Genomic DNA, 26,027 nt, shown 5'->3' with positions numbered 1-26,027 from the left:
CCCGGAAGCCTCAACCACGCGTGAGCCATGGCCGCAGCAGCTTGCTGACGGCGGGCATGGCCACGTAGGTCATCAGGGTGCTGAAGACCACTGTGAAAGCCGCTGTCCGCAGCACGAACGGCAGGTCCACCAGGTACGGACCGAGCACCGCGTTGCCGAGCAGCGAGATCGGGAAGATGGCCAGCCCCGAGCTGATCACCATCTTCCAGCGAGGGGGCGCGGGCCGGGTCGTGCCCGGCTTGGCGAACCACGTCTCCATACCGTGCAGTTCGCGCCGCGCTATCTCGTGGTGGTGGTGACCTTGGCAGTTGGCGAAGAACGCGGCACGCTCCGCGGACTGCTGCCAGGCCTCGAAGGCCGCCTGGTTGCGGAAGCGGTGCACCAGGAACCACGGGGCACCCTCCGCGGCCGGCCGGAAGAGCCCGTATCCGAGGTGGTCGGGGAAGCCCGCTGCGGTCTCCAGGATCCCGCGCGCCCAGGCCTCGAAGTCCTCCTCGTGGCCCGGCTCGACCTGCCGGGCTATGAGGAGGCTCACCTCCCCGTTGTCGGCGGGAACGCTGTGTTCGGTCGTGTCGGTGATGGCCATCGGGCCAGGATGACTAGTTGGTGCCGATCTTGGCCAGCAGGTCCACGATGCGGCCCTGGACGTCGGCGGTCGTGGCCCGCTCGGCGAGGAACAGCACGCTCTCGCCGGAGGCCAGGCGCGGCAGTTCGGCCGGGTCGATCCCGGTGGCCGTGTAGACGACGAGCGGGGTGCGGTTCAGCTGCCCGTTGGCGCGCAGCCAGTCCACGATCCCGGCCCGTCGGCGGCGCACCTGCATCAGGTCCATGACGACGAGGTTGGGCCGCATTCGGGTGGCCAGTTCCACGGCGTCGGTGTCGGCGCCCGCCCGCGCGACCTGCATGCCGCGCCGTTCCAGGGCGGCGGTCAGCGCGGTGGCGATCTCGTCGTGCTCCTCGATCAACAGGACCCGCGAGGGGTGCTGCTCGCTGTCGCGCGGTGCGAGCGCCTTGAGCAGGACGGCCGGGTCGGCGCCGTACGCGGCTTCGCGCGTGGCGTGCCCCAGTCCGGCCGTCACCAGGACGGGTACTTCCGCGGCCACCGCGGCCTGACGCAGCGACTGGAGGGCGGTGCGGGTGATGGGCCCGGTCAGCGGGTCCACGAACAAGGCCGCGGGGAACGCGGCGATCTGTGCGTCCACCTCCTCGCGGGAGTGCACGATCACCGGACGGTACCCGCGGTCGCTCAGCGCCTGCTGGGTCTGGGCGTCGGGCGCGGGCCACACCAGCAGCCGGCGCGGGTTGTCCAGCGGCTCCGGCGGAAGTTCGTCGTCCACGGGCAGCGGTACGGGACGGTTGACCACCTCGACCGCGCCACCGGGCCCGTCGAGCGGCTCGGGCCCCTCGTCGGAGCCCGCCTCGGGCGCCCCTATGGCGAAGGCGCGGCCCTGCGGTGCGGGCTCGGACAGCCGGCGGCGACGGCCGGAGCCGCCCGCCTCGACCGAGATGCCCTGGCCCAGCGTGCCCAGAGCGCGCACGCTGATCGGCTGCGAGGCCTCACCCGGAGCGTCCTGCGGCTGCCTCGCACCGGGTACGGGAGCGGGGCCCGCACCGGGGGCCGCCGCGGGCTCGCCGTCCTCGGTGGCGGTACGGGCCGCGGGCACCGGCCAGGCGGGAACCTCGGGCAGGGCCCGACGCCGACCGGTCGGCGGTACCGGCCCGGGCGCCTCCGGGGCAGCCGCGGGGGCGGCTTCGGGGGCGTCGGCCACGGGGGCGCCGAGCACCCGACGCCCACGGCGGCCACCCGGGGCCTCCGGATCGGCCTCGGCCGGCGCGGGTACCGCACCGGCGGCCTGGGCGGGCGTCGGTCCGGCGGGCAGCGCGAAGCCGCCTTCCGGGGCGATGGGGCGCTGGGGAACGGGAGCTGCGAGCCCGGCCGCCGGAACGGGACCGCCCGGCTGCGCGAACGGACCCGCCGCGGGTGCGGCCGGCGCAGCCGGGCCCAACGCGCGGCGGCGTCCCGCCGGATGCTGGGTCAACGGCACGGGCGGCACCGCGGGCACGGGCGGCAGCGCAGGCATCCCGGTCCCCTGCGGGGGCACGGGCTGCTGCGGCGCGGGGTGAGGGGCGACGGGCTGAGAGGGAACCGGCTGCGGAGGCACGGGCTGCGGTCCGCCGGGGCGCCGGGAAGCGTCCGGGCCGCCGTTGCCCTCCGCACTGCCGTCGCCGTCGCGGCCACGCCGGCGCCCGGTACCCAGCCCGGCCGGGTTCACCGGGGACTGCGCCAGCTCGGGGCCGCCCGCCCCGGCGCCGTCGAGCGTGCCGTCCGCGCGGCGCCGCCCCGAGGACAGCGCGAGCGCACCGCCGCCCTCCCGGGGCACCTTCGTCTCATCGGCGGAGTCGTCCAGGAACGCGTCCACCCCGCGCCTGGCCCGCCGGCCCCCGGACTCTGCCCTGGCACCGGCGCCGTCCTTGGCGTCCGGCTTCGCACCGGCCCCGGCAGCCGGGGGCTCCACCGGCTCCGGCTCCGGCTCGGGCTCGGGCAGCGTCACCGTCCCGGCTCCCGCACCCAGCGGCAGCTCCAGTACGTACGCACCGCCCGGCGCCCCGGGCACGTCGACGGTCTGCAGGACACCGCCGTGCGCGGCGACGACGCCCCGCACGATCGGCTCGTGCACCGGGTTGCCGCCTTCGTACGGCCCGCGCACCTCGATCCGTACGACGTCACCGCGCTGCGCGGCGGCCACGACGATCGTCGAGTCGCTGTAACCGCTGCCCTGACGGGTCTTGCCGGTGGCGTCCACCCCGGCGACGTCGGCGACCAGGTGCGCGAGCGCGGTCGCGATCCGCTCCCCGTCCACCTCGGCCTCGATCGTCGGTGCGTGCACGGCGAACTGCACCCGGCCCGGCCCGATCAGCTCCACCGCGCCGTCGACACCGGCCGCGACGACCTTGTTGATCAGCGTCTTTTCCTTGGCGAGCTTGTCGCTGCCCGCGTCCAGCCGCTGGTAGCCCAGCACGTTGTCCACGAGCGTGGTCATCCGCGAGTAGCCGGCCGCCAGGTGGTGCAGCAGCTGGTTCGCCTCGGGCCACAGCTGGCCCGCGTCATCGGCGGCCAGCGTCGCCAGCTCACCGCGCAGTTCCTCCAGCGGCCCGCGCAGCGACTCGCCGAGGACCGCCAGCAACTGCGCGTGCCGCGCGGCGAGGGCGTCGTAGGGGCGCCGGTCGGTGAAGGTCATGACGGCCCCGACGAGCAGCTCACCGTCCCGTACGGGCGAGGTGGTCAGGTCGACGGAGACCGGCTGCCCGGCCTTGTTCCACAGCACCTGGCTGCGCACCCGGTGCTTGCGGCCGCTGCGCAGGGTGTCGGCGAGCGGGGATTCCTCGAAGGGGAACGGCGAACCGTCCGCGCGCGAGTGCTGGATCAGCCCGTGCAGCTCGCGGTTCCCGAGATCGGTGGCCCGGTAGCCGAGGATCTGCGCGGCGGCCGGGTTGACGAGTACGACCCGGCCGTCGGTGTCCGTGCCCACCACGCCTTCCGCGGCGGCGCGCAGGATCATCTCGGTCTGCCGCTGGGAGCGGGCGAGCTCGGCCTCGGTGTCCACGGTCTGGGAGAGGTCCCGTACGACGAGCATCAGCAGTTCGTCGCCGGTGTACGCGGGCTGCGGCTCGCGGTAGGCGTCGCGGCCGTCGAGGTGGGCTGCGGTGACCTCGACGGGGAACTCGCTCCCGTCGGTCCGCCGGGCCGTCATCCTCTTGGGCTTCGCCCGGCCTTCTTCGTCGTCCCCGGGACGGCGCATCGAGCCGGGGATGAGCTTCGAGTCGAACTCGGGCAGGAGGTCCAGCACTCCGCGGCCGACGAGGCCGGTGCCGGGACTCTCCATGATTTCGAGGGCGATCGAATTGGCGTTCACCACGGTGCCGTTGGCGTTGACGAGCAACAGCGCGTCAGGAAGCGCGTCGAGTATTGCTGCGAGGCGAGCAGCGCCTCGGGATGGCCTGCTGCTCACGACGAGCTTCCTCCCTGACCACGACTACCGGCATGTCACGGGAGGAGTCTAAGGGCACCGCCCCGCGGCGGGATGGCCGATGCGGGGCGGAAAACGCACATCCTTCGCATCCTCCCAGGTCAGGAACGCCCACTCGGAAGCACAGGTTCCAGGGTGTTCCACCGGTCGATCTCGCATCCGTTCTTCCGCCGGAACGTGGTGTCCACCTTCTTGCCGTGCCACGTTCCCTTGATCCGGGCGGTGGCCGGACCGCCGTCCACCATGGTGCAGATCCGGCGATCGGAGACGGGGGCGAAGGGGTCCTTGCCCTGCCGCGCGAGCGTGTCGAGGCGGGCGCAGGCGTCCTCCGCCTTCGGGTGGTTCCCGCCGACGGGGTCGCACTCCAGCCGGTACTCGCCGTCGGTGCGCGGGTTGCCCGTGTCGGACACGTCGATGGTGAGCCGGTCGGGCGTCGACAGCAGCCTCTCCAACGGCAGCGGTGGCAGCGGCCCGGCGGCCGCGGCGGCCAGGGCGGAGGTGACGGCGAAGGCGGCGAGACGCAGCATGGGGCACTCCAGGTCGTCCGTACGTCGTACGCCTGACAAACGACCCGTGCGCCCCGACGTTGCGTGCGGTCCGACGCGTGCGTGTGTACGTGCGCCACATGCGGGACGCTCCGGCCTTGGAACTCGTCCCGGGTGTGCCATTAAGGCTTTGCCCCGGGCCCGCCGTTCCTTGTACCGTGGGAGCGGATTGGTGACCGGCCCCGCGCCTGTGTCATCATCTGCACGCACCTTCGTACGCGAGGGTGTGCTGGAGGCGTCGCCTAGTCCGGTCTATGGCGCCGCACTGCTAATGCGGTTTGGGGCTTACCCCCCATCGAGGGTTCAAATCCCTCCGCCTCCGCACCTCGCCGAAGCCCCGGTCCTCATGGACCGGGGCTTCGGTGCGTTTCGAACGCTTCACGAGGGGTACCGCGCTCGCCGCCGAGAGCCGCGCGAGAACTTCCGGATGATCTCCCTCCGCCCTGTTTTCGCAGGTCAGCAGCGGTGGAGCTAATGGATTTCGCGTCCCGCCGAGGTCCATGTATTGTTGTTCTCGCAAGGCCAACGGGGCGCAAAACCCCGAACAGCCCAAGCACTCGTAGCTTAACGGATAGAGCATCTGACTACGGATCAGAAGGTTGCAGGTTCGAATCCTGCCGAGTGCACAGCAGGCCAGAGGCCCCGGACGACAGTCCGGGGCCTCTGCCGTTTCCTGCCGTACAGCAGCGAAGTACAGCAACCACCCTCAGCCGCTGCCACCCATCGCTTCGGACAGCTTGCCGAGAGCGTCGCGTACGGCTTCCTCGCTCGCTTCGGCGTAGACCTCCATCGTCATGGCGATCTGCGAGTGCCGCAGGATCCGCTGGGCCACCTTCGGGTGGACTTTGAGCGCGACGAGGAGCGCGGCGCAGGTGTGCCGGGTGTTCCGGAGGGGGATCACACGCAGGCCGGTCCGGCGAGCGCGCAGGCCGAACATCCGGGTGAGGTTCCCCGGCTCGATCGGGGTCCCGTACTTCGTCGTGAACACCAGGCCGTGACTGTCCTGCCACAGCTCCCCGGCGGCTTTCCGGTCCCCGAGCTTCTGGGCCCGGCGCATCCGGAGGGCCTTGAGGCAGAGCGCCGGCAGCGGCAGGAAGTCGTCGGAGTCCTCCGTCTTGGTCTCCCGGTGCAGGATCTGCCTCCCGGCCCGCTGGATCTGGTGATCGACGTACAGCTCCCGGCCTCGAAGTCGATCGACTTCCAGGTCAGCCCCAGCACCTCCCCGCGCCGGAGCCCGAGGCACAGCACGAGCATCCACGCGGCGAAGAGGTGATCCTCCCGGGCGACTCCGTCGGCGAGGAACCGACCTGCTTCGACCACGGACCACGGCTTGATCCGCTTGCGGCGGGGCTTGGGCACCTTCACCAGCGAGGCGACGTTCTTGCCGATCTCCTCCTCGGCCACGGCGTGCGTGAGGGCGGCTCGCAGCGCGTCGCGGGAGCCCTGGATCACGCGTCGGGAGGGGTATGCCTCGCAGCACTCCCCGATCGCACAGCACCGACGGCGCGCGGCGGATCGCTTGGCGTCCTTGCCCTGGGCGCAGCACTGGCAGATGGCCACCAGCTTGGTCAGCCACTCCCGGACGTCCCGGACGGTCAGCTTGTCCAGCCGCTTCGTCCTGTTGATCTACCCGGAACAGGGCTTCGTGATCAGCCAGCAGGTGCCGGACGACGTGGTCGCGGCGTACGACGGCTGTGCCGGCGAGGCTTCACAAGCCGCCTCCTGCGAGACGCACGGAGTCAGGCTCGGAGCCAGACGCGCCGGTGACGGGCGACTGTGTACACCTGCTCCACCTGCTCCGGGGTGAGCTTGCCAGTCAACGGCCCCAGAGCCGCTACCTCCCGCTCCTGGTAGACGCGAACGGTGTACTGCGTAGCGGCCCGATTCAGGGCGGTAACGCCCACGAAGACCAGAACCGGTTCGACAGGCACCTCGAAGGCGCAGTACCGCCCCAGCACCCTCCGCACGAAGTCCGCCTCAGCCTGGCTTGCCGCAGCGTACGGGCGTGGCGGTCCCCCGTTGACTTTGGCCATCGAGTCGCCGATCCAGACCGAGGCGTCCCGATGGTTTTTGGTGTTGATGCTGAACACGCCGCCAGGGCCGATCAACAGGTGGTCGATGTCGCCGCCATTGCCCTTCTCGATGCCGTGAAGCACTCGCCAACCGAGTGGGGTGAGGCGTTCCAGCTCACGTCCAACCCGCCGTTCCCCTTCCAGGCCGGCGTACCAGCTGTCCCACTCCGAGGACTGCCGCAGTAACTTCGACTTGAGCCGTTGAACTGTCGACGGGCCCCTCTCGGCGATCACCCCGACGACTCGGGAGCCGGGCCGGTTCCTCGCCAGGTCCTCACTAGGGCTGAGGAGTGGGAGAGAGGCCGGGCGTTCGGGTCGCTTTTTCGGGGTCGCGTGACGGGGTTGCCCTTGCTGCCGCGAAGGGGCCGCGGGGCGCGGCGCGTGGGCAGGCGAAGGGGTGGAGCTGACAGTAAGCCCCTCCCCAAGGTGCCGCCTGAGAAGAGCCAGAGCCTCGTCCTGGTACTTCCGAAGCTTGATCGTCACGGTCTTGGTCGCCCGATCCGCCCAGGCGACAGCCGTTCCGTCCGGCAGGTTCACATAGAGCCGATCCTTGCCATGCTTCTTCCACGGATGCACCGTCAGATCGCTCATCAGCCGCCCCCCTGCGTGCCGTCCCCACCCATATGCCAACAGCTGGTGGCCCGGTCGGCAAGACCGCCAGTTACAGAGCCAGCTGTTACAGGTTTCTCCACCTCATCAAGCACCCGGCTGCGCTCCGCTCCGCCGGGCGGGCTTCCCGGCTCCGGGATGGCGGGGCGCCGTACGCGGGTGCCGGCCCGTGGATGGCTGGGCCGACGGCAGACGGGACGGGAGTTGAGGGGGCACCTGTGGTGAGGTGCTGGGCCTGTCCGCCAGGAGGGCTCACATGGCGGTCCGGTCGACACCCGGTTCGGGGAGGGGGAGCATGGATGGAGTGGCGCCTTTCCGATCAGTCGGGCGCCACAGTGGTGCCGCAGCTGGACATTCGTTGTCGCTGTGGCTGGAGGGCCCAATCCCCGGAGCGCTGGCGTGGCGACTTGCCCCCGTGTCTCCGCGGCGCCCTCCACTCATCGAGAGGGAGGACATCCATCATGGCCCGGTGCATCCGACGCAACGCTGTCATCTCGCTCGTTGCCTCATCGTTCGTTCTGGGGGCGCTCGTCCTAACGCCTGTGGCCACCGCGACACCCGCTTTGGGGACGTACGCAGTCAAGACCGAGGGCAACGGGACGCGGGCACTGTCTTTCAACAACGGTGTCTCCATTCAGCCGGCTGGCAAGATCAGGCCGCGAACGGGTGACGGACCGCTCGAGGCCGTCAAGGAGGGGCAGAACATCGTGATGCGCATACCGCTCGAAGGCGGCGGTCGGCTCGTAGTCGAACTGACCCCGGAGGAGGCCAGTGCCCTCGCCGACGCACTCAACGCACCGGCGGAAGCCGAGACACCAGCGGAAACCGAGCAGCCGTAACAACGCCCAACCCAGCTCCAGCCAATGCGGCCGCCGGGAACAGTCAGAAACTGTCGTACGTGAGCATGATCCCGCTGACCGGGGAGACAGGACTGCCCAGGGCTGGTGCTGGAGGCGGTCCGCCCAACGGGCCGCAGGCCGGGACCGAGTGGAAGCGTCACGCCTACCTGCCACTCTCATGCCAGATGTGTCGGTGAACTACGGTCACGGTCACCGACGGCGCACTCCGAGAACATCTCGGTTCCGCCTTGACGTGCAGGTTCCCTGTCAGAGCTACGGATCAGAAGGTTGCAGGTTCGAATCCTGCCGAGTGCACAGCCGAAGAGGCCCTGCGGTTCGCCGGGGGGCCTCTTGCGTTGTGTGCGTCGGGGTGGTGAAGGCACCACCGCGTTACCCCCGGCGGTCGGCGACGACGGTGGGGGTGCCGTGCGGTGCGGGTGAGGGGCGGGTGCTCCGCTCGCAGGAACATCGAAAGGGTGCCGGTCTTCTCGTCCCGGCGCGGCAAGCGGTCATTGGGGATGTCGCTCCACACCCGATGCCGTCGCGCGGGCAAGTGGAGGGGACCTTCGCCCGGCGAGTCGTCGTAGAGCCGCTCCGGGCGAGCGTCGCCGTAGGCGCAGCGGCCGGTGGGCTCCGAATATTGTTCGGCGTGACGGTGAGATTGCAAGATCAGGTACCGTCTCCGCACGGGGTGTCAGGCGGAAAAGGGGAAGATCGCGTGGACGACATCGATCGGGCGCTGCTCCGGCGGCTCCAGGAGGACGCGGGTCAGTCGTATGCCGCCCTCGGTGCGGCCGTCGGGCTTTCGGCGGGGGCCACGCACGAGCGCGTACGGAAGCTGAGGGAACGCGGAGTCATCCGGCGGAGCACGGTCGATGTGGACCCGGCGGCCGTCGGGAGCGGGGTCCTGGCCTACGTGATGGTCGATTCGAACGCCTGGATGGGGGACTCCGGGGCGGCCTTCGAGGGGATCGCCGAGATCCAGGAGGCGCACGTCATCGCGGGCAGCGCCTCCGTGCTCGTCAAGGTGCGGACCGGCTCGACCGCGCAGCTGCAGGACGTACTGCGCCGCCTCTACGCCATCGACGGCGTCAGCGGGACGCAGGCCACCGTCGTCCTGGAGACCTTCTTCGAGCGGCCGCTCCCGCTGTGACCTGGTGGTGCACCGGCATCCGGTGGCAGGACGGCCGCCCCGGCATCGGCTGGTACGGAGCCGGGCGCGGGGAGCGCGACAGCCTGCTCGGCTACGGGCAGCGGCTGGCCTTCGCCGCCCGGGGAGAGCGGCACTGTCTCGGAGTGCGGCGGGCGGGGAAGCGCACGCCGTGCCCCGCGCACCGGACGGTGCCGGGCCGGACCGGGAGCGCCCAGTGCCCCGAGTGTGGCCGGCTGGACCGGTCCTTTTCGGTGGCCGCCGACACCAACGCCGCCGATCCGCGCCCCTACCGGGTGTACCTCGCCTGGTTCGGACCCGGCATGATCAAGGTCGGGATCACAGCCGAGGAGCGTGGACCGGCCCGGCTGCTGGAACAGGGGGCGGTGACCTGGGCGTGGCTGGGGCGCGGTCCGCTGATGGCCGCGCGGCGCACCGAGGAACTGCTGCGGGCGGCCCTGGGGGTGCCCGACCGGATCGCCTACGCCCGCAAGCGCGCGGTACGGGGCCACCTGCCGCCGCCGGCCGAACGGGCCGGCGAGGTCGCCGAGCTGCACGCCCGGGCCCTGGCGCTGCCGGGGTGGCCGGAGTCGCTGGAGCCGGTGGGGTGCGAAGTCGGCGACCATGCGGCGGCCTTCGGGCTGGAGGCGTTGCCCGCGCCGGCGCGTGTGGTCACCGAGCTGGTGCCGGGCGGAGCCGTGGCCGGGCTGCTGGTCGGCGCGGCCGGGCCGGACCTGCACTTCGCGGACGGGCTCGTGGTGGACACCCGGCTCCTGGCCGGCTGGGAGCTGGTCGCCGCACCGGGGGACGCCGTCACGGACGTGCCGGTGGCCGCGATCGAGCCGCCCGCCGACGCCGGGCAGGGCGGGCTGTTCTGACCGGCCCGCAGCCGTGGACCAAGGTCAAAAGTTGGATCCCTTTCGCCCCGCGGCCCCCTTTCGGGTGGACACGCCAAGGCCAGGACGCGGAGGGTGGTCGCCATGAGCATCCAGCCCGTGCCCCCCTACGAACCGCCTTACGTGATGGCCGTTTTCACCGGTGTCCGCACCTGCGACGACACCGGCTACGCGGAGACCAGCACCCGGATGAACGAGATCGTCCGGGCCAACCCCGGCTTCCTCGGCTACGAGTCCGCGGGCACTCCCGGCGGCCTCGGCATTACCGTCGCCTACTTCCGCGACCACGACTCGCTCACCGCCTGGCGGGACGACCCGGAGCACCAGGCAGCGATGAAGCAAGGCCGCACCCACTGGTACGAGAGCTACTCGCTGCACGTCGCCACGGTCGAACGGAGCCACGGTTTTGTCCGCGACAACGGCTGAGGCGGTCCGCGCCTTCCGCGACCGGCTCGGACTGCCCGGGCTGGTCGACGTCCACACGCACTTCATGCCCGAGCGGGTCCTGGACAAGGTGTGGGACTACTTCGACGCCGTCGGCCCGCTGACCGGCGTCGAGTGGCCCATCACCTACCGGCACGAGGAGGATCAGCGGGTCGCGCTGCTGCGCGAGTTCGGGGTGCTGGCCTTCACCGCCATGCTCTACCCGCACAAGCCGGCCATGGCCGCCTGGCTCAACGCGTGGTCCGCGGAGTTCGCCGCGCGGACCCCCGACTGTCTGCACACCGCGACCTTCTTCCCGGAGGACGGCGTGGCGGAGTACGTCGGCCGGGCCGTGGAGGCCGGAGCCCGGGTCTTCAAGGCGCACCTCCAGGTCGGTGCCTACGACCCGAACGACGAACGGCTCGAACCGGTCTGGGGACTACTGGCCGAGGCCGCCGTCCCGATCGTGATCCACTGCGGCTCGGGGCCGGTCCCGGGCAAGTACACCGGGCCCGAGCCGATCGCCCGCCTGCTCGCCCGGCACCCCGCGCTGCCGTTGATCATCGCCCACATGGGCATGCCCGAGTACACCGACTTTCTCGACCTGGCCGACCGGTACCCCGAGGTCCGCCTCGACACCACCATGGCCTTCACCGACTTCTCCGAACAGTTCAGCGGCTTCCCGGCGCAGGACCTCGGGCGGCTCGCGGACCTCGGCGACCGGATCCTGCTCGGCACCGACTTCCCGAACATCCCCTATCCGTACGAGCACCAGCTGACCGCCCTCGAACGGCTCGGCCTCGGGGACGACTGGCTGCGGGCGGTCTGCCACGACAACGGCGCCCGGCTCTTCCGGCTGGCCCGAGCCCCGAAGGCCGGAGGTCTCCCGCCCGCCGGTTCTCAGGAAATTCACAGGTAGGCGCAAGAACGCTCTCAGAGGTTCCGTCCAGCGTGTACGCATGACTGCGACGACCACCTCCCACGCGTCCACGTCCACCGGCAAGCACACGGCCCTCGTCCGCCCCGACGGCGGCCCCTGCCGGGTGCTCGTCGTCGACGACGAGGCCGCGCTCTCCGAGCTCCTGTGCATGGCCCTGCGCTACGAAGGGTGCGAGGTCCGCAGCGCGGGTGACGGGGCGAGCGCGGTGCGGGCGGCGCGGCAGTTCCGCCCGGACGTGGTGCTCCTCGACATCATGCTCCCGGACATGGACGGCCTCGCCGTGCTCGGCCGGCTGCGCCGCGAGCTGCCGCACGTGCCGGTGCTGTTCCTGACCGCCAAGGACTCCGTCGAGGACCGCATCGCCGGGCTGACGGCGGGTGGGGACGACTACGTCACCAAGCCGTTCAGCCTCGAAGAGGTCGTGGCAAGGCTCCGAGGCCTGGTCCGCCGCTCGGGCGCGGCGCAGGCGGCCCGCGGCGGCTCGGTACTGGCGGTCGGCGACCTGAGGCTCGACGAGGACAGCCACGAGGTGACCCGTGGCGGCCGGGAGATCCACCTGACGGCCACGGAGTTCGAGCTGCTGCGCTACCTGATGCGCAACCCGCGCCGGGTGCTGAGCAAGGCGCAGATCCTTGACCGGGTGTGGTCCTACGACTTCGGCGGCCAAGCCAACGTGGTCGAGCTGTACATCTCCTACCTGAGGCGGAAGCTGGAGAGCGGCCCCGGATGGCCGCCCATGATCCACACCCGGCGGGGCGCCGGTTACTTGATCAAGCCGGCCGAGTAGTGGCCGTACGTCTTCCCGGCCGCGCATCCGGGCGCGGACCCGGGCGCGGACCCGGGCGCGGAACCGGCCGCGAGCCCGGCCGCGGGCGCCGGGTCTTGCGGCCCTGGTCGCTGCGGTCCCGTCTCGTGCTGGCGGCGGTGGCGCTGATCGCCGTCGTCGGCGCGGCCATCGGCGCCGTCACCACCTTTGCGCTGCGCCAGTACCTGGTCGAGCAACTGGACAACCAGCTGCGCGCCTCCATCACGATGGCCACCCGAGGCCCCGGCGCCGGGAAGGCCGCCCGAGAGGGCAGCCTCGGTTTCGTGCTGGCCGGGACCCCGCCGGGCGCGGCCGGGATCCGGCTGGACGAGAACGGCAAGGTCATCGGCACCGCCCGCAACGCCGCGGTGGGCGGCCCCGAACTCGACCACCGCCAGCCCCTCACCGAAGCCCAGGCCGCGGCTCTGGCGAAGGCCGCCCGCAAAGCCGCTCAGAGCCGGCCCCGACCGCTGGACGTGGATCTGCCGGATCTCGGCGGCTACCGGGTGCTCACCGCTCCCGACGGAAGCCTGGTCCTGGGCTTCCGGCTCGGCGAAGTCGACTCCACCGTCCGGACGCTGATCGCGGTCGAGGTCTTCGCCACCCTGGCCGGCCTGATCGCGGCATCCCTCGCCGGACAGGCCCTGGTGGGTGTGGCGCTGCGCCCGTTGCGGCGGGTGGCCGCCACCGCCACCCGGGTCTCCGAACTCCCCCTGCACAGCGGTGAACCCGCTCTGCACGAGCGGGTTCCCGACGCCGAAGCCGACCCCCGGACCGAGATCGGTCAGGTCGGCGCGGCCTTGAACCGGTTGCTGGGCCATGTCTCCTCCGCCCTGACCGCCCGGCAGCAGAGCGAAACCCGGATACGCCAGTTCGTGGCCGACGCCAGCCATGAGTTGCGGACCCCTCTGGCCTCGATCCGGGGCTATGCCGAGCTGACCCGCCGGGGCCACGAGGAGCCGGGCCCAGACACCCGCCACGCCCTGGGCCGCATCGAATCCGAAGCCACCCGGATGACCGGCCTGGTCGAGGACCTGCTGTTGCTTGCCCGGCTGGACGCGGGCCGGCCACTCGCCACCGGCGACACAGCCACCGACCTCGCCCCGCTCGTGGTCGATGCCGTCAGCGACGCCCGGGCCGCCGGGCCGGAGCACCACTGGCGGCTGGAACTCCCGGACGAACCGGCGCCCATCCGGGCCGACCCGGCCCGGATCCAGCAAGTCCTGGTGAACCTCCTCGCCAACGCACGCACCCACACCCCGCCCGGCACCACCGTCACCGCGCATGTTTCACGTGAAACACCGCTCGTTCGCCTCCGGGTCGAAGACGACGGACCAGGTATTCCAGCCGAGTTGGCCCCGCACGTCTTCGAGCGGTTCGCCCGGGGCGATGCCTCCCGGTCCCGAGCTGCCGGTTCCACCGGCCTCGGTCTCGCCATAGTCCAGGCAGTGGTCACCGCCCATGGCGGCCGGGTCGAGGTCCGCAGCCGACCCGGCCGGACCTGCTTCGAGGTTCTCCTCCCCCTCGCACACACCGAGGAGCGGACCGACTCACAGACGGAGCACAGGCTCACCACACAGCGGTGACAGCCCGCCGCCGGAGGCTCGGAGCATGCCAACCGACACCTCTCCCGGCCCCGGAGCCCTCCCGGCGCGCGTGCACTTGGCACCCGTACCGGGTGAGCCCGTACTCGACGCGGTGATACCGGTGTTCAACGAGGAGAAGGACCTCGGCCCCTGCGTGCACCGGCTGCACGAACACCTCACCAAGACGTTCCCTTACCCCTTCCGCATCACCATCGCCGACAACGCCAGCACGGACCGCACCCCCGACGTCGCAGCCGTCCTCGCCACTGCTGTGGAGGAGGTACGCAGCATCCGGCTGGAGGAGAAGGGCCGGGGCCGAGCCCTGCGCACCGTCTGGTCCCGCTCGGAGGCTCCCGTCCTCGCCTACATGGACGTGGACCTCTCCACCGACCTCAACGCCCTGCTGCCCCTGGTCGCCCCGCTGATATCGGGTCACTCCGACCTCGCCATAGGCACCCGGCTCGCACGCTCCTCCCGCGTGGTCCGGGGAGCCAAGCGGGAGTTCGTCTCCCGGGCCTACAACCTGCTGCTGCGCTCCTCCCTCGCCGCCCGCTTCACCGACGCCCAGTGCGGCTTCAAGGCCATCCGGCGCGACGTCGCGGAGCGGCTGTTGCCGCTGGTGGAGGACTCCGGCTGGTTTTTCGACACCGAGCTGCTGGTGCTGGCCGAACGCGCCGGGCTACGGATCCACGAGGTGCCGGTGGACTGGGTGGACGACCCCGACTCCACCGTCCACATCGCACGCACCGCCGCCGAGGACCTCAAGGGCGTCTGGCGGGTCGGCCGGGCGCTCGCCGTCGGCGCGCTGCCCCTCGACCGGCTCGCCCGCCCCTTCGGCGACGACCCGCGGGACCGGACCGCACTGCCCGGGGTCCCGCGCGGGCTGGCCCGCCAACTCCTCGGCTTTTGCGCGGTGGGGTTGCTCAGCACCCTGCTCTACCTGGCGCTGTACTCGGCGTTCCGTACGACGACGGGGCCCCAGGTCGCCAACGCGGCCGCCCTGCTGTTGTCGGCCGTCGCCAATACCGCCGCCAACCGCCGGCTCACCTTCGGGGTGCGGGGCCGCGCCCGCGCCGTTCGCCACCAGGCACAGGGGCTGGTGGTCTTCGCCATCGGGCTGACCCTGACCAGCGGCTCACTCGCCGCCCTGGGCGCGGCTGCCGCCGAGCCGGCCCACAGCACTGAACTCGCCGTGCTGATCACGGCCAACCTCGCTGCCACCGTGCTGCGCTTCCTGCTCTTCCGCGCCTGGGTCTTCCCCGAGCCTCACGGCAACCCCACGAAGGACGACATCCGATGACGACGGCCGCAGTACACCTCTTCCCACCCGCCCCACCGGCCGCCGCCGGTACTCCGGCGGTGACCGGCCGGCCCCGCTGGGAACGTCCCGCCTACGCCGTGCTCCTGCTCCTCACTGCCGTCCTGCTGCTGTGGAACCTGGGCGCCTCGGGCTATGCGAACTCCTTCTACTCGGCAGCGGTCCAGGCGGGCGCCGAGAGCTGGAAGGCCTTCTTCTTCGGCTCCTCCGACGCCGGGAACTCCATCACCGTCGACAAGCCCCCGGCCGCCCTGTGGCCCATGGCCCTGTCGGTGCGACTCTTCGGGCTGGGCGGCTGGCAGATCCTGGTTCCGCAGGCCCTGATGGGCGTCGGCACCACCGCGGTGCTCTACGCCGCCGTACGGCGCCACTTCGGTCCCGTGGCCGCGCTGCTGAGCGGTGCCGTCTTCGCCCTGACGCCCGTCGCGGCCTTGATGTTCCGCTTCAACAACCCCGACGCGCTGCTCGCCCTGCTGATGACCGTCACCGTGTACTGCGTCCTGCGGGCACTGGACGGAGCACGCACCGGCTGGCTCGTAGGGGCCGGAGCCGCGGTCGGATTCGCCTTCCTGACCAAGACCCTCCAGGCCTTCGTCATCCTGCCTCCGCTCGCGATGCTGTACGCGGTCTGCGCTCCCACTCGGCTGCGCAGGCGACTGGGTCAGCTGCTGCTTGCCGGACTCGCGATGGTGGCGGCGGGCGGCTGGTGGGTGGCCGTGGTGGAACTGTGGCCCGCCAAGTCCCGGCCCTACATCGGAGGGTCGCAGAACAACTCCTTCCTGGAACTGACCCTCGGCTACAACGGGCTGGGACGGATCAACGGGAACGAGACCGGCAGCGTCGCAGGCGCCGGGCGCCCCGGCGGGGGCGGCGGCGGAGGCTGGGGAGAGACCGGCATCGACCGGCTGTTCGCGGGCAACATCGGCGGTCAGATCTCCTGGCTGCTTCCGGCGGCCCTGGTCATGCTCCTCGCCGGCCTGGTGATCACTTGGAGGGCCCGCCGGGCCACGGATTCGCTGGAGAGCACGGCCCGCGCCGCCTTCCTGGCCTGGGGCGGCTGTCTTCTGATCACCGGATTGGTCTTCAGCTACATGCAGGGGATCTTCCACGAGTACTACACCGTGGCCCTCGCCCCGTTCCTGGCCGCGCTCGTCGGCATGGGCGTCGCGGTGCTGTGGGAGGAGCGCGGCAGCCGGGCCGCCGTCCTCACCCTCGCCGGCACCCTCGCACTCACCGCGTACTGGGCCTTCGTGCTGCTCGGCCGCGCCACCGGATTCCTGCCGTGGCTGCGCTGGACGGTGCTCGGGGCGGGTATCGGCGCTGCCGTCGCGCTGCCGTTCGCCGCGCGGCTGGGCCGCAGGGCGCTGCTGGCGGTGGCGGGCATCGGCCTGGGCGCTGCGCTGGCGGGGCCGCTCGCGTACTGCCTGACCACGGTGAACACCCCGCACGCGGGCTCCATCGTGACGGCCGGCCCCGCTGTGGCGGGTGGCGGCGGCCCGGGTGGCCGTGGCATGCGCAGGTTCTACCTCCCCGGCGGTGGCCTGCCCCAGGGCGGCCCGGGCGCTGGGCCCGGGATGCGTCCCGGCGGACGGCCTGCCGGGGTCCCCGGCAGCACGAGGCCTGCCGGAGGCGGTCCGCAGGGCGACACGCGGGGCAACGCTCCCGGCGGCGCCGGCGGGCTGCTGAACGGCACGAAGGCGAGCGCGGAGGCCACGGCCGCGCTGCGGGCCGACGCCGGTCGCTACACGTGGGCGGCGGCGGCCATCGGTTCGCAGAACGCGGCGAGCTACCAACTGGCTTCCGGCACGCCGGTCATGCCGATCGGCGGCTTCAACGGCAGCGATCCCTCGCCGACCCTGGAGCAGTTCAAGGCGTACGTCAAGGCCGGCCGTATCCACTGGTTCATCGGCCGGAGCGAGGACCAGGGGCAGGTCCAGCCGCAGCCTCAGGGCGCGGCCGGCGGTGAGTCCACCGGCCTTCGACGCGCGGGCGGCCCGGGCGGTGGCAACAGCAGCGCCATCGAAACCTGGGTGAAGGCCACCTACCGGGCCACCACCCTCGGCGGGGCCGTCTTCTACGACCTCACCGCGCCGGCGACCACGACACCCTGACCGGGCCGGCCCGTCCCCCATCCGCACACGGCAAGGTGCCGCAGACGAGGACTGCGTCTGCGGCACCTTGCCGTTGCGGCCGCCGTACGGGCACCCGGCTACTTCGCCCGGGCGACGGCCGGCGCCTCCTGGACGGCGCTCGCCGCTGCCGGGGCGTGCGACGTCGGCTTCGACTTCAACGCGACCTCCTTGATGAACAGCACCAGCAGCAGGGCGAGCAGCGCGCACGGAGCGGCGTAGAGGAAGACGTCGCCGACTCCGTGCCCGTACGCGGACTCGATGACGGTGCGCAGCGGCGCGGGCAGCTTGTCGAGGTCGGGGATCCCGCCCCCGCCTCCGTGCGCCATGGCCGCCGCCTTCGGACCGAGCGCGGTCAGACCGTCCGTGACGTAGTGCGTGACCCGGTTCGCCATCACCGCGCCGAGCGCCGAGACGCCCATGGCGCCGCCGAGCGAGCGGAAGAAGGTGACGACGGAGCTGGCCGCACCGAGGTCCTGCGGGGCCACCTGGTTCTGCGTGGCGAGGACCAGGTTCTGCATCATCATGCCGAGGCCGAGACCGGTCAGCGCCATGTAGACCGCGATGTGCCAGTACGGGGTGTCGTAGCGCAGCGACCCCAGCAGGCCGAGGCCGGCCGTCAGCAGCACCCCGCCGGCCACCAGCCAGGCCTTCCACCGACCGGTCTTGGTGATCACCTGACCGGAAACGGTGGAGGAGACGAAGAGACCGCCGATCATCGGAATCGTGAGGATTCCGGACATCGTGGGGGACTCGCCGCGGGCGAGCTGGAAGTACTGGCTGAAAAAGACCGTGCCGGAGAACATCGCGATCCCGACGAACAGCGAGGCGGCCGAGGCGAGGGAGATGGTCTTGTTGCGGAACAGGCGCAGCGGGATGATCGGGTCGCTCGCCCGGGACTCGACGAGGAGGAAGAGCAGGCCGAGCACCACGGCGCCGCCGGTCATCGCCAGCGTCGTCCAGGAGATCCAGTCGTACGAGTCCCCGGCCTGGGTGACCCAGATCAGCAGCAACGACACCGCGCCGCTGATCAGGAACGCGCCCAGCCAGTCGACCTTGACGTCCCGCCGGACCACCGGGAGCCGCAGGGTCTTCTGGAGCACGATCAGCGCGATGACGGCGAACGGGACTCCGACGTAGAAGCACCAGCGCCAGCCCAGCCAGTCGGTGTCGGTGATGACGCCGCCGAGCAGCGGGCCGCCGACGGTGGCGACCGCGAACACCGCGCCGAGGTAGCCGCTGTAGCGGCCGCGCTCGCGCGGGGAGATCATCGCCGCCATCACGATCTGGGCGAGGGCGGACAGACCGCCGACGCCGATGCCCTGGACCACGCGGCAGGCGATGAGCATGCCGGTGTTCTGTGACATGCCGGCGACGACGGAGCCGAGGACATAGACGACCAGGGATATCTGGACCAGCAGCTTCTTGCTGAACAGGTCGGACAGCTTTCCCCACAGGGGGGTCGCGGCCGTCATAGAGAGGAGGGCGGCGGTGACGACCCAGGTGTAGGAGGACTGCGTCCCGCCGAGGTCGCTGATGATCTGGGGCAGCGCGTTGGAGACGATCGTGGAGGACAGGATCGCCACGAACATGCCGAGCATCAGCCCGGACAGGGCCTTCATGATCTGCGGGTGAGTCATGGGCGCGCCGTCGGGCGTGGTCCCCGACCGGCCGCCTCCCCGCACACCGGCGGGTGTGGTCGTAGCCATGTGGTTCCTTAGGTACTAGAAGCTGGATCGGAGCCGGGCCAGCAGGGAGTTGAGCGCGTCGATGTCCTCGGCCGACCAGTCGGACAGGGCCCTTTCCAGGGCGTTCGTGTACCGGGTGCTGAGCTCGGCGAGGACGGTGCGTCCGGCCGGGGTGAGGCGCAGGATCCGGCAGCGGCCGTCGCCGGGGTCGAGGACGCGTTCGATCCAGCCGCGGTCGGCGGCGTGGGCGACGTGCCGGCTGCTCACCGAGATGTCGATGGCCATGAACTCGGCGAGCCGGCTCAGCCGCATCTCGCCGTGCCGGTCGAGGACGGTCAGTACGGCGGCGGAGCCGGTCGGGCAGTCCGCGGGCAGGATCCGGGCGAGGTCGCGCTTGACCGCGCCGATGCCGGTGAGCTGGCGGGCCAGCTCCTCGTAGCGGGTGGTCGGCGTGGTGCCGGCGTCCCTGTGCGTGGTCATCCGGCGCCCCCAATCTTGTTGCTTAGGGCAACCATAGAAGAGATTGGTTGCTACAGGCAAATGGATTTTCGAGGTGGGGCGGCAAAGGAATCGGAAAAGCCGCTAGGGTGCGGAGCCATGGCTGCGAACCACAACTCACCCGGCCCCGAGGGCAACTACGACCCGGCGGGCAGCACCCAGATGTTCCGCGCCTTCGTCGAGGAGGCGGAGCCGGTGCGTGCCACCGTGCCGGGAGCCCGTCGGCGGCAGCCGGCGAAGGCGGCCCCGAAGACCGGCCTGTGGGTGGGCCTGGCGCTCGTCGCGCTCGTCGTGATCGCGGCGGTGGCCTGGCTGGCGCTGGGCTAGCCGGTCCCCTTGCCGAGCGCCGGTGTGCCGTGGCGCCGGAACGTCAGCTCCAGGTGGCAGTGACGTTCCGCGTCTCCACGTGCATGCCCAGGGGTACCCGCCAGGACTCGACGCAGACCGTGTAGGTCTGCGTCTTCGACGTGCCTCCCGCGATCGGGGCGGGCAGCGGCTGGGTCGTGGTGATCGTGGCCCAGTCGATGCCGAGCGCGCCGATGATGTGCGTCGCGAAGTTCACCGTGCCCGAACGTGCGGCCGTGGTCCCGGTGTTGGTGAAGGCGACGGTGACCCGCTCGCACCAGCGCTCGCCGGCCGCCGAGCGGAGCGGGGCCCCCAGCGTCAGCCGCGCCGGGGTGGCCGGCGGCGGGGTCCCGGTGCCCGGCCTGCCCGGCGCGGGCGGGGGTGTGGATCCCGGCGGCCCCGGGGGCCCGGGGTCGTGGGGGGTGCCGGGGGTGGTGGCCGGGGCGGGGGCCGGTGGGGTGCCCGGGGCTGCGGAGCCGCCGGGGGAGGTGGGTGTGGGTCCGCCCTGGGCGGAGGCGGCCGGGGTCCTCGCGTCCCTCGCACCGGGCGACGTACCACTCTGAGCCGAAGCCGCGCCGCCGTCCGCGGGCGGGGCTCCGAGTTGCTGGAACTCCACCTGCCCGCGCGGCGGCACGTTGCCGCCCGGGCCGGAGGGCGCTGCTGCCACGGCGACGTAACCGCCGCGGGCCGGGCCGCCGCAGCCGCTGAGGGCCAGGGCGGCGACCGCGCCGCAGAGGGTGAGGGCTGCCGCCCGGCGGGTTCCCGTTCGCATCGCGCCAGTGTTACTGACGATCCGTCACTTGGGAAGCGGGCGGCAGCGGTGGTTGTGGCTGTGGCTGTCCGCCGGGTTACTCGCCGATGAGGCCTACGCGCAGCTGCGCGAGCGTGCGCGTGAGCAGCCGGGAGACGTGCATCTGGGAGATGCCGACCTCCTCGCCGATCTGCGACTGCGTCATGTTGGCGAAGAACCGCAGCATGATGATCTGCCGTTCCCGGGGCGGCAGTTTGGCAAGCAGCGGCTTGAGCGACTCCCGGTACTCGACCCCTTCGAGCGCGCTGTCCTCGTACCCGAGCCGGTCGGCGAGGGAGCCCTCGCCGCCCTCGTCCTCGGGCGAGGGGGAGTCGAGCGAGGAGGCGGTGTACGCGTTACCCACGGCCAGGCCGTCGACCACGTCTTCCTCGGAGACGCCGAGCACGGCGGCCAGCTCGGGCACGGTCGGGGACCGGTCCAGCTTCTGGGCGAGCTCGTCGCTGGCCTTGGTGAGGGCCAGGCGCAGCTCCTGGAGCCGGCGCGGGACGCGCACGGACCAGGAAGTGTCCCTAAAGAATCGTTTGATCTCGCCCACGACCGTCGGCATGGCGAAGGTCGGGAACTCGACACCGCGTTCGCAGTCGAAGCGGTCGATCGCCTTGATGAGCCCGATGGTCCCCACCTGGACGATGTCTTCCATCGGCTCGTTGCGGCTGCGGAAGCGGGCCGCCGCGTAGCGCACGAGGGGGAGGTTCAGCTCGATCAGGGTGTCGCGTACGTACGCGCGTTCGGGGCTGTCCACGTCCAGGGCGGCAAGTCGCTGGAAGAGGGAGCGGGAGAGCGTGCGGGTGTCGATGGCTTCCGAGCGGTTGGACACTGCCGGCAGTTCACGCTTGACGAGCGTGAGCACCTTGGAGCTGCCCTGGTCTACGGACATGCCACCCCCTTGAGGTCGCGGACGGTCGCGCTTCTCTGCGCGCCCGTCGGAGGAACGCAGCCTCCACCTGAATACCGGAGGCGGGGCTGCGGCAAACGCGGTTCCAGCAGAATGTCACATGTCGGCAACACGCTGTAGCGCCATGTCGACATGTATCTCCAGCGACAGAGCGGAATGAGCCCGGTCTGTCGGGAAACAGGCAGGTGATCTACACCCGTTCCGGTTACGCCTCGATCCTGTTTGCGGATCGCAGGCGCGCGAAGCTCCTGGCGAGCAGCCGGGAGACGTGCATCTGGGAAACCCCCAGCTCAGCGCTGATCTGCGACTGCGTCAGGTTGTTGTAGTACCGGAGCAGGAGGATCCGCTGCTCGCGCTCGGGCAGCTGTACGAGGAGGTGCCTGACGAGGTCGCGGTGCTCGACGCCGGCCAGTTCGGGGTCCTCGTAGCCGAGGCGGTCCAGCAGGCCGGGCATTCCGTCGCCCTCCTGGGCGGCTTCGAGCGAGGTTGCGTGGTAGCTCCGGCCGGCTTCGATGCAGGACAGCACCTCGTCCTCGGTGATGCGCAGCCGCTCGGCGATCTCCGGGGTCGTGGGGGTGCGTCCGTGCAGCGTGGTGAGGTCCTCGGTTGCCGCGTTGACCTGGACCCACAGCTCGTGGAGGCGGCGCGGGACGTGGACGGTGCGCACGTTGTCGCGGAAGTATCGTTTGATCTCGCCGACCACCGTGGGCATGGCGAAGGTCGGGAACTGCACTCCGCGATCGGGGTCGAACCGGTCGATCGCGTTGATCAGACCGATCGTTCCGACCTGGACGACGTCCTCCATCGGCTCGTTGCGGCTGCGGAAGCGGGCGGCCGCGTACCGGACGAGGGGGAGGTTGGCCTCGATGAGGGCCCCACGGACCCTGCTGTGGTCGTGGCTGCCCGGCTGGAGGTTCTTGAGCTGTCCGAACAGCACCTGGGTCAGGGCCCGGGTGTCGGCCCCCCGGCTCTGCGGCCTGGGGGCGGGCGGGGACTCGGGCGGGGACCCGGGCGAGGGGTCGTGCGCGGGGTCGGGCTCGGGCTCGGGCTCGGGCCGGGACCCGTGTGAGGGCTCGGTCGGGGGCTCCGGAGGCTGCTGCGGCGAGGGCTCCGGCCGGGGCTCCGACGGGGACTCCTGCTGTAGCGGGACCTGGGGGTCGTGGGGCGGCTCGGCCGGATGCGGGGGTTCCTGCGCGCTCTGGGGGCTCTGCGGGTCCTGCTGGGGTGGCACCTGAGGCGCAGTACTGGCCGGCACGGTCACGCCACCCCTTCAGTCAACTATCCGTCAAAAGCGGTCATAGCATCACAAGAGATGCGCACTGTGTGCAAGCACCTGATATCGCCGTGTTGAGGGCAGATTAGCTAGATTGGGCATATCGGGAAATTCACCCTGAACACGGATAACACAAAAAGCCCCCCACCCGTCGGAGTGGGGGGCCGGGGAGTCCGGAATCCGCTTCAGCGTACGGGTTCAGCGCACCAGTTCGGTCATGAACTCGCCGATCCCGTGGGCGGCATCCGAGATCCCTTGGAAGCCTATTTGGACCATATCGGCGGCTTTGACGGGTTGGGTGATGATCACGAAGAGTACGAAGACGACGAGCGCGCCCATGACGATCTTCTTGGTGTCCATGAGCGGTGTCGGCCTCCCCAACCGGTCCTGCTGAGTCGGGTGAGTCTAACCGGTCAGGTTTGGACACTCACCTGACCTTTAAGGACCAATGACCTGTCGGTACGGGCCTTTTGTCGGTCCGCGGGTGGGAGGTGAAGGCGCAGGATGGGACACGAGCCCACCGGTTCTGGCAGGAAATCGGAGGGTGAGGGAAAGGACCTCGCTGCGGGGTCCGGACCGCGGGCTTCCCCCTGATCGCGGCTCGGGCCGGCAGGTTCCGTCTCATCGGGGGGAGCGGCTTGTCCCCCCGATGCCGCTTCCCCCGTCCACACGTGAAGGTCCCGGCTGCGGCCGGGGCCTTCCGTGCGTTGCGGGCCAAGAGCGTTGCGGACCGCTGGGCTGAGTGGCGGTGAGCGGAGGGCGGCCGGGCTGGGGGCGGCCGGGCCGAGAGGCGGGGCCGGTCAGCCGATGGCGCCGGCCAGGTCCGTGATGGGCTGGACGGGCGCGATCACCGGCGCGAGGTCGTTCGGCAGGTCCGCCAGCCGGTTGAGCTGGTTGAGGGCGTTGAGCTTGGCGCCGATGTCCTGGACGGAGCCGGGCACGGCGCCCTTCGGCATCCCCGGGGCTGCCTGCGGCAGGTCGGGGAGGGTGAGCGGGGCGATCGGCGCGGCGGAGGCGGCGGGTGCGGCGAGGCCCGCGGCGGCCCCCGCGAGGGCGAAGGCGGCGAGCATGCGCTGGGTCTTGGTCATGCCGTGACAACGGCCGAGCGGGCGGCCGGTCACGCGGCGGTCCCCCGGAGGGCGGCCGTACGGCGCTACGAGCGGGGGCGGACGCGGGGCCGGATGGCGGCGCGTCCCGGCGGCCCGGGAGGGCGGGGCGGGCCGCCGAGTCGCCGGTCGGGAGGGCGGGGGCGGGCCGTCGCGGGCGGCCCTGGCCCGCAGTTGTGGCCGTAGCCGTAGCCGTAGCCGTAGCCCGGACCCGGAGCCGTGGGCCGGAGCCGGGGGCCGGAACGACGAGAGCCCCGACCCTTGCGGGGCGGGGCTCTCGATCAGAGCGGTAGCGGTGGGATTTGAACCCACGGATAGCTTGCACCATCACACGCTTTCGAGGCGTGCTCCTTCGGCCGCTCGGACACGCTACCGAGAGAGAGCTTAGCCCAAAGAGAGCCGTGCTCTGAAATCCGTATCCGGGGCCGTGCCACGAGCCGTCCCCGGGGCGGTCAGAGGTCGCGGAAGAAGTCCGTCAGCTGCCGCGCGCACTCGTCCGCCAGCACGCCGCGGATCACCTCCGGCCGGTGGTTGAGCCTGCGGTCCCGTACGAGGTCCCAGAGCGACCCCGCCGCGCCCGCCTTCTCGTCGTCCGCGCCGTAGACGACCCGGGCCACCCGGGACTGCACCAGCGCGCCCGCGCACATGACGCACGGCTCCAAGGTCACCACCAGGGTGCACCCGGTCAGCCGCCACTCCCCGAGCGCGGCGGCCGCCCGGCGCAGCGCGAGCACCTCGGCGTGGGCCGTGGGATCGCCGGCCGCCTCGCGCTCGTTGTGGCCGGTGGCGAGGAGCTCCAGGTCGGGGCCGAGCAGGACGGCGCCGACCGGCACGTCGCCGGCCGGCACCGCCAGGGCGGCCTCCTGGAGCGCCAGGCGCATGGAGTCCCGCCAGGGGTCCCGTACGGGGTCGGGACCGGGTTGGTGCGTGTGGTGCTCGGTGATCACTAGCGGACGGCCTCCAGGACCTCGGTCGCACCGAGCGACTCGGCGATCTCCGAGAGGGCGTCTGCGTCGATGGTCATCAGTTGCTTGTGGCTCACCCCGAGGTCGTCGAGCAGCCGGGGGTCGCCGAGCGGACCGGCCGGTACCGGCTCGGCGCCGCTGCGGACCCCTTCGTCCGCGTCGTCGTCCTCGGCGGTGAAGGCGGCGATGGCCTCCTCCTCGCCGTCCTCGGTGCCGTCCAGGTCGAGTTCGTCGAGTTCGTCGTCCTCCTCCTCGCTGCCCAGCAGCTCTTTGGTCAGCATCGAGCCGTAGGAGCTGCGGTCGGCCGCGGAGGCGTTCGATACGAAGTACCGAGGGTCCTCCTCGCCGTCCACGCGGATGACGCCGAACCAGGCGTCCTCCTGCTCGATGAGGGCGACCACCGTGTCGTCGTCGACAGCGGCGGTCCGGGCGAGATCGATCAGATCACTCAAGGACTCGACGTCGTCGAGTTCCATGTCGCTCGCTTCCCACCCGTCTTCGGTGCGCGCGAGCAGTGCGGCGAAGTACACCGTGACTCTCCCACTGGTCGTAGGCGTGCCGGTTGGAGGTCCCCCCGGCCTGAGGTTGGGGCCGGAACGGCCTTGTGCGAGCCGTTCGTACCCCGCCCCATCGGCATCGTGGCAGAAACGGCGGCTTTGCGAGAGGTCTTCCGCGCTTGCGTCGTCCCGTGCCGTGGGCTCCGCGGGTTGTGCGGGGGCCGCGTTGGGAGGGCGGGACCCGGTCCCGGGGGTGGGCGTGTCACCCCCGGGACGGGCCCGCCGTCAGGGGGCGCCGGGCGGTGGGCGGGCATCCGCGCCGGGTGCGTGGCCTCACCCCGGGCCCGCGCCCCAAACTCCCCCGGCTACCGCTGGGAGGTACCCCACGGGGGCTGGAGTGGCTGCCTCGGGGACGCGCCGAAGCCGCGGCCGGCGCTGGCCCCGCCGGGCTGGTCCCGCGCTGGGGTGGCTGCCCCCGGGCAGGGGACCGAAGGCTCCCCCGGCTACCGCTGGAGGAGGTGCCTCCAGCGGGTCGGGTTACCAGCGGAACGTTCGCATGCGCATCTGTTGTCGCATGCGGGCCGCGCGGGCGCGGCGGGGCTGGACACG

At 71.6% G+C, this 26,027-nt stretch carries 23 protein-coding genes, 3 tRNA genes and 1 pseudogene; 12 read left to right on the top strand and 15 right to left on the bottom strand.

What is annotated here, in order from left to right; translation table 11 throughout:
- Positions 1–10: 10 nt before the first annotated feature.
- The 3 genes from IE207_RS19340 to IE207_RS19330 form a co-directional block, all read right to left on the bottom strand.
- Entirely contained in the window at positions 11–586 is a 576-nt protein-coding gene (locus IE207_RS19340) for an antibiotic biosynthesis monooxygenase (RefSeq protein WP_190185499.1), read from the bottom strand.
- A 13-nt stretch (positions 587–599) separates the two neighbouring features.
- The gene (locus IE207_RS19335; RefSeq protein ID WP_190185498.1) at positions 600–4,010 is read right to left on the bottom strand and encodes a PAS domain-containing protein; all 3,411 of its coding nucleotides are present in this window, start codon (positions 4,008–4,010) and stop codon (positions 600–602) included.
- A gap of 119 nt (positions 4,011–4,129) precedes the next feature.
- Complete coding sequence (locus tag IE207_RS19330) at positions 4,130–4,555, bottom strand: SSI family serine proteinase inhibitor (RefSeq protein WP_190185497.1); 426 nt, start codon at positions 4,553–4,555, stop codon at positions 4,130–4,132.
- 249 nt (positions 4,556–4,804) lie between these two features.
- On the opposite strand from IE207_RS19330, the gene IE207_RS19325 reads away from it, so the two are divergent.
- Together IE207_RS19325 and IE207_RS19320 are read left to right on the top strand one after the other, a co-directional pair.
- Positions 4,805–4,895 (top strand) — tRNA-Ser (locus tag IE207_RS19325).
- A 231-nt stretch (positions 4,896–5,126) separates the two neighbouring features.
- Positions 5,127–5,199: transfer RNA gene (locus IE207_RS19320), tRNA-Arg, on the top strand.
- A gap of 80 nt (positions 5,200–5,279) precedes the next feature.
- Here the strand turns inward: IE207_RS19320 and IE207_RS19315 are convergent.
- Positions 5,280–6,187: pseudogene (locus IE207_RS19315) on the bottom strand (site-specific integrase); the annotation flags it as partial.
- A gap of 125 nt (positions 6,188–6,312) precedes the next feature.
- Positions 6,313–7,236 carry a nuclease-related domain-containing protein gene (locus IE207_RS19310; protein ID WP_190185496.1) on the bottom strand — a complete coding sequence of 308 codons (924 nt, stop codon included), beginning with the start codon at positions 7,234–7,236 and terminating at the stop codon, positions 6,313–6,315.
- Positions 7,237–7,904: 668 nt separating this feature from the next.
- Here IE207_RS19310 and IE207_RS19305 point away from each other — a divergent pair.
- The 9 genes from IE207_RS19305 (at position 7,905) to IE207_RS19265 (ending at position 17,322) form a co-directional block, all read left to right on the top strand.
- Entirely contained in the window at positions 7,905–8,093 is a 189-nt protein-coding gene (locus tag IE207_RS19305; protein WP_190185682.1) for a DUF3117 domain-containing protein, read from the top strand.
- A gap of 718 nt (positions 8,094–8,811) precedes the next feature.
- Positions 8,812–9,246, top strand: coding sequence for an Lrp/AsnC family transcriptional regulator (locus IE207_RS19300; protein WP_190185495.1), 435 nt, complete (start codon positions 8,812–8,814; stop codon positions 9,244–9,246).
- Positions 9,243–10,121, top strand: coding sequence for a DUF2797 domain-containing protein (locus IE207_RS19295; protein WP_190185494.1), 879 nt, complete (start codon positions 9,243–9,245; stop codon positions 10,119–10,121). Before IE207_RS19300 ends, IE207_RS19295 begins: the two co-directional genes overlap by 4 nt.
- Before the next feature lie 102 nt (positions 10,122–10,223).
- A complete protein-coding gene (locus tag IE207_RS19290; protein ID WP_190185493.1) occupies positions 10,224–10,565 on the top strand; it encodes an antibiotic biosynthesis monooxygenase family protein in 342 nt (113 codons plus the stop codon).
- A complete protein-coding gene (locus IE207_RS19285) occupies positions 10,546–11,481 on the top strand; it encodes an amidohydrolase family protein (protein ID WP_190185492.1) in 936 nt (311 codons plus the stop codon). Before IE207_RS19290 ends, IE207_RS19285 begins: the two co-directional genes overlap by 20 nt.
- 40 nt (positions 11,482–11,521) lie before the next feature.
- The gene (locus IE207_RS19280) at positions 11,522–12,289 is read left to right on the top strand and encodes a response regulator transcription factor (RefSeq protein WP_190185491.1); all 768 of its coding nucleotides are present in this window, start codon (positions 11,522–11,524) and stop codon (positions 12,287–12,289) included.
- Between the two features lie 95 nt (positions 12,290–12,384).
- Positions 12,385–13,893, top strand: coding sequence for a sensor histidine kinase (locus IE207_RS19275; RefSeq protein ID WP_229873826.1), 1,509 nt, complete (start codon positions 12,385–12,387; stop codon positions 13,891–13,893).
- A gap of 25 nt (positions 13,894–13,918) precedes the next feature.
- A complete protein-coding gene (locus IE207_RS19270) occupies positions 13,919–15,193 on the top strand; it encodes a bifunctional glycosyltransferase family 2/GtrA family protein (protein ID WP_190185490.1) in 1,275 nt (424 codons plus the stop codon).
- Positions 15,190–17,322, top strand: a complete 2,133-nt coding sequence (locus tag IE207_RS19265; RefSeq protein ID WP_190185489.1) for a glycosyltransferase family 39 protein — start codon at positions 15,190–15,192, stop codon at positions 17,320–17,322. The genes IE207_RS19270 and IE207_RS19265 overlap by 4 nt, the downstream gene beginning before the upstream one ends.
- A 98-nt stretch (positions 17,323–17,420) precedes the next feature.
- Here the strand turns inward: IE207_RS19265 and IE207_RS19260 are convergent, their stop codons facing one another.
- Positions 17,421–19,049 (bottom strand): MDR family MFS transporter, encoded by a 1,629-nt coding sequence (locus tag IE207_RS19260; RefSeq protein WP_190185488.1) that lies wholly within the window; start codon positions 19,047–19,049, stop codon positions 17,421–17,423.
- A 15-nt stretch (positions 19,050–19,064) separates the two neighbouring features.
- Positions 19,065–19,508 (bottom strand): MarR family winged helix-turn-helix transcriptional regulator, encoded by a 444-nt coding sequence (locus IE207_RS19255; RefSeq protein ID WP_190185487.1) that lies wholly within the window; start codon positions 19,506–19,508, stop codon positions 19,065–19,067.
- A gap of 117 nt (positions 19,509–19,625) precedes the next feature.
- Here IE207_RS19255 and IE207_RS19250 point away from each other — a divergent pair, with 117 nt between their 5' ends.
- Positions 19,626–19,853, top strand: a complete 228-nt coding sequence (locus IE207_RS19250; protein WP_190185486.1) for a hypothetical protein — start codon at positions 19,626–19,628, stop codon at positions 19,851–19,853.
- A gap of 43 nt (positions 19,854–19,896) precedes the next feature.
- On the opposite strand, the gene IE207_RS19245 is transcribed toward IE207_RS19250, so the two are convergent.
- The 8 genes from IE207_RS19245 to IE207_RS19210 form a co-directional block, all read right to left on the bottom strand.
- Entirely contained in the window at positions 19,897–20,643 is a 747-nt protein-coding gene (locus IE207_RS19245) for a hypothetical protein (RefSeq protein WP_190185485.1), read from the bottom strand.
- Positions 20,644–20,719: 76 nt separating this feature from the next.
- On the bottom strand, positions 20,720–21,559 hold the full coding sequence (locus IE207_RS19240; RefSeq protein ID WP_190185484.1) for an RNA polymerase sigma factor SigF: 840 nt from the start codon (positions 21,557–21,559) through the stop codon (positions 20,720–20,722).
- Between the two features lie 223 nt (positions 21,560–21,782).
- Positions 21,783–22,808, bottom strand: coding sequence for an RNA polymerase sigma factor SigF (locus IE207_RS19235; protein ID WP_229873825.1), 1,026 nt, complete (start codon positions 22,806–22,808; stop codon positions 21,783–21,785).
- A 240-nt stretch (positions 22,809–23,048) separates the two neighbouring features.
- On the bottom strand, positions 23,049–23,210 hold the full coding sequence (locus tag IE207_RS19230) for a hypothetical protein (protein WP_190185482.1): 162 nt from the start codon (positions 23,208–23,210) through the stop codon (positions 23,049–23,051).
- A 440-nt stretch (positions 23,211–23,650) separates the two neighbouring features.
- Entirely contained in the window at positions 23,651–23,938 is a 288-nt protein-coding gene (locus tag IE207_RS19225; protein ID WP_190185481.1) for a hypothetical protein, read from the bottom strand.
- A 305-nt stretch (positions 23,939–24,243) separates the two neighbouring features.
- Positions 24,244–24,330 (bottom strand) — tRNA-Ser (locus IE207_RS19220).
- A gap of 78 nt (positions 24,331–24,408) precedes the next feature.
- Positions 24,409–24,837, bottom strand: coding sequence for a tRNA adenosine(34) deaminase TadA (tadA, locus tag IE207_RS19215; RefSeq protein ID WP_229873838.1), 429 nt, complete (start codon positions 24,835–24,837; stop codon positions 24,409–24,411).
- 65 nt (positions 24,838–24,902) lie between these two features.
- Positions 24,903–25,451: a tRNA adenosine deaminase-associated protein gene (locus IE207_RS19210; protein ID WP_190185479.1), complete on the bottom strand. Its 549-nt coding sequence runs from the start codon at positions 25,449–25,451 to the stop codon at positions 24,903–24,905.
- Positions 25,452–26,027 lie beyond the last annotated feature (576 nt).

Origin of the sequence: Streptomyces cirratus (assembly GCF_014650775.1) — a bacterium.
GTDB classification, from domain to species: Bacteria; Actinomycetota; Actinomycetes; order Streptomycetales; family Streptomycetaceae; genus Streptomyces; species Streptomyces cirratus.
The sequence above is the reverse complement of the archived record's forward strand: the minus strand, read 5'-3'. Positions and strand labels throughout refer to the sequence as shown.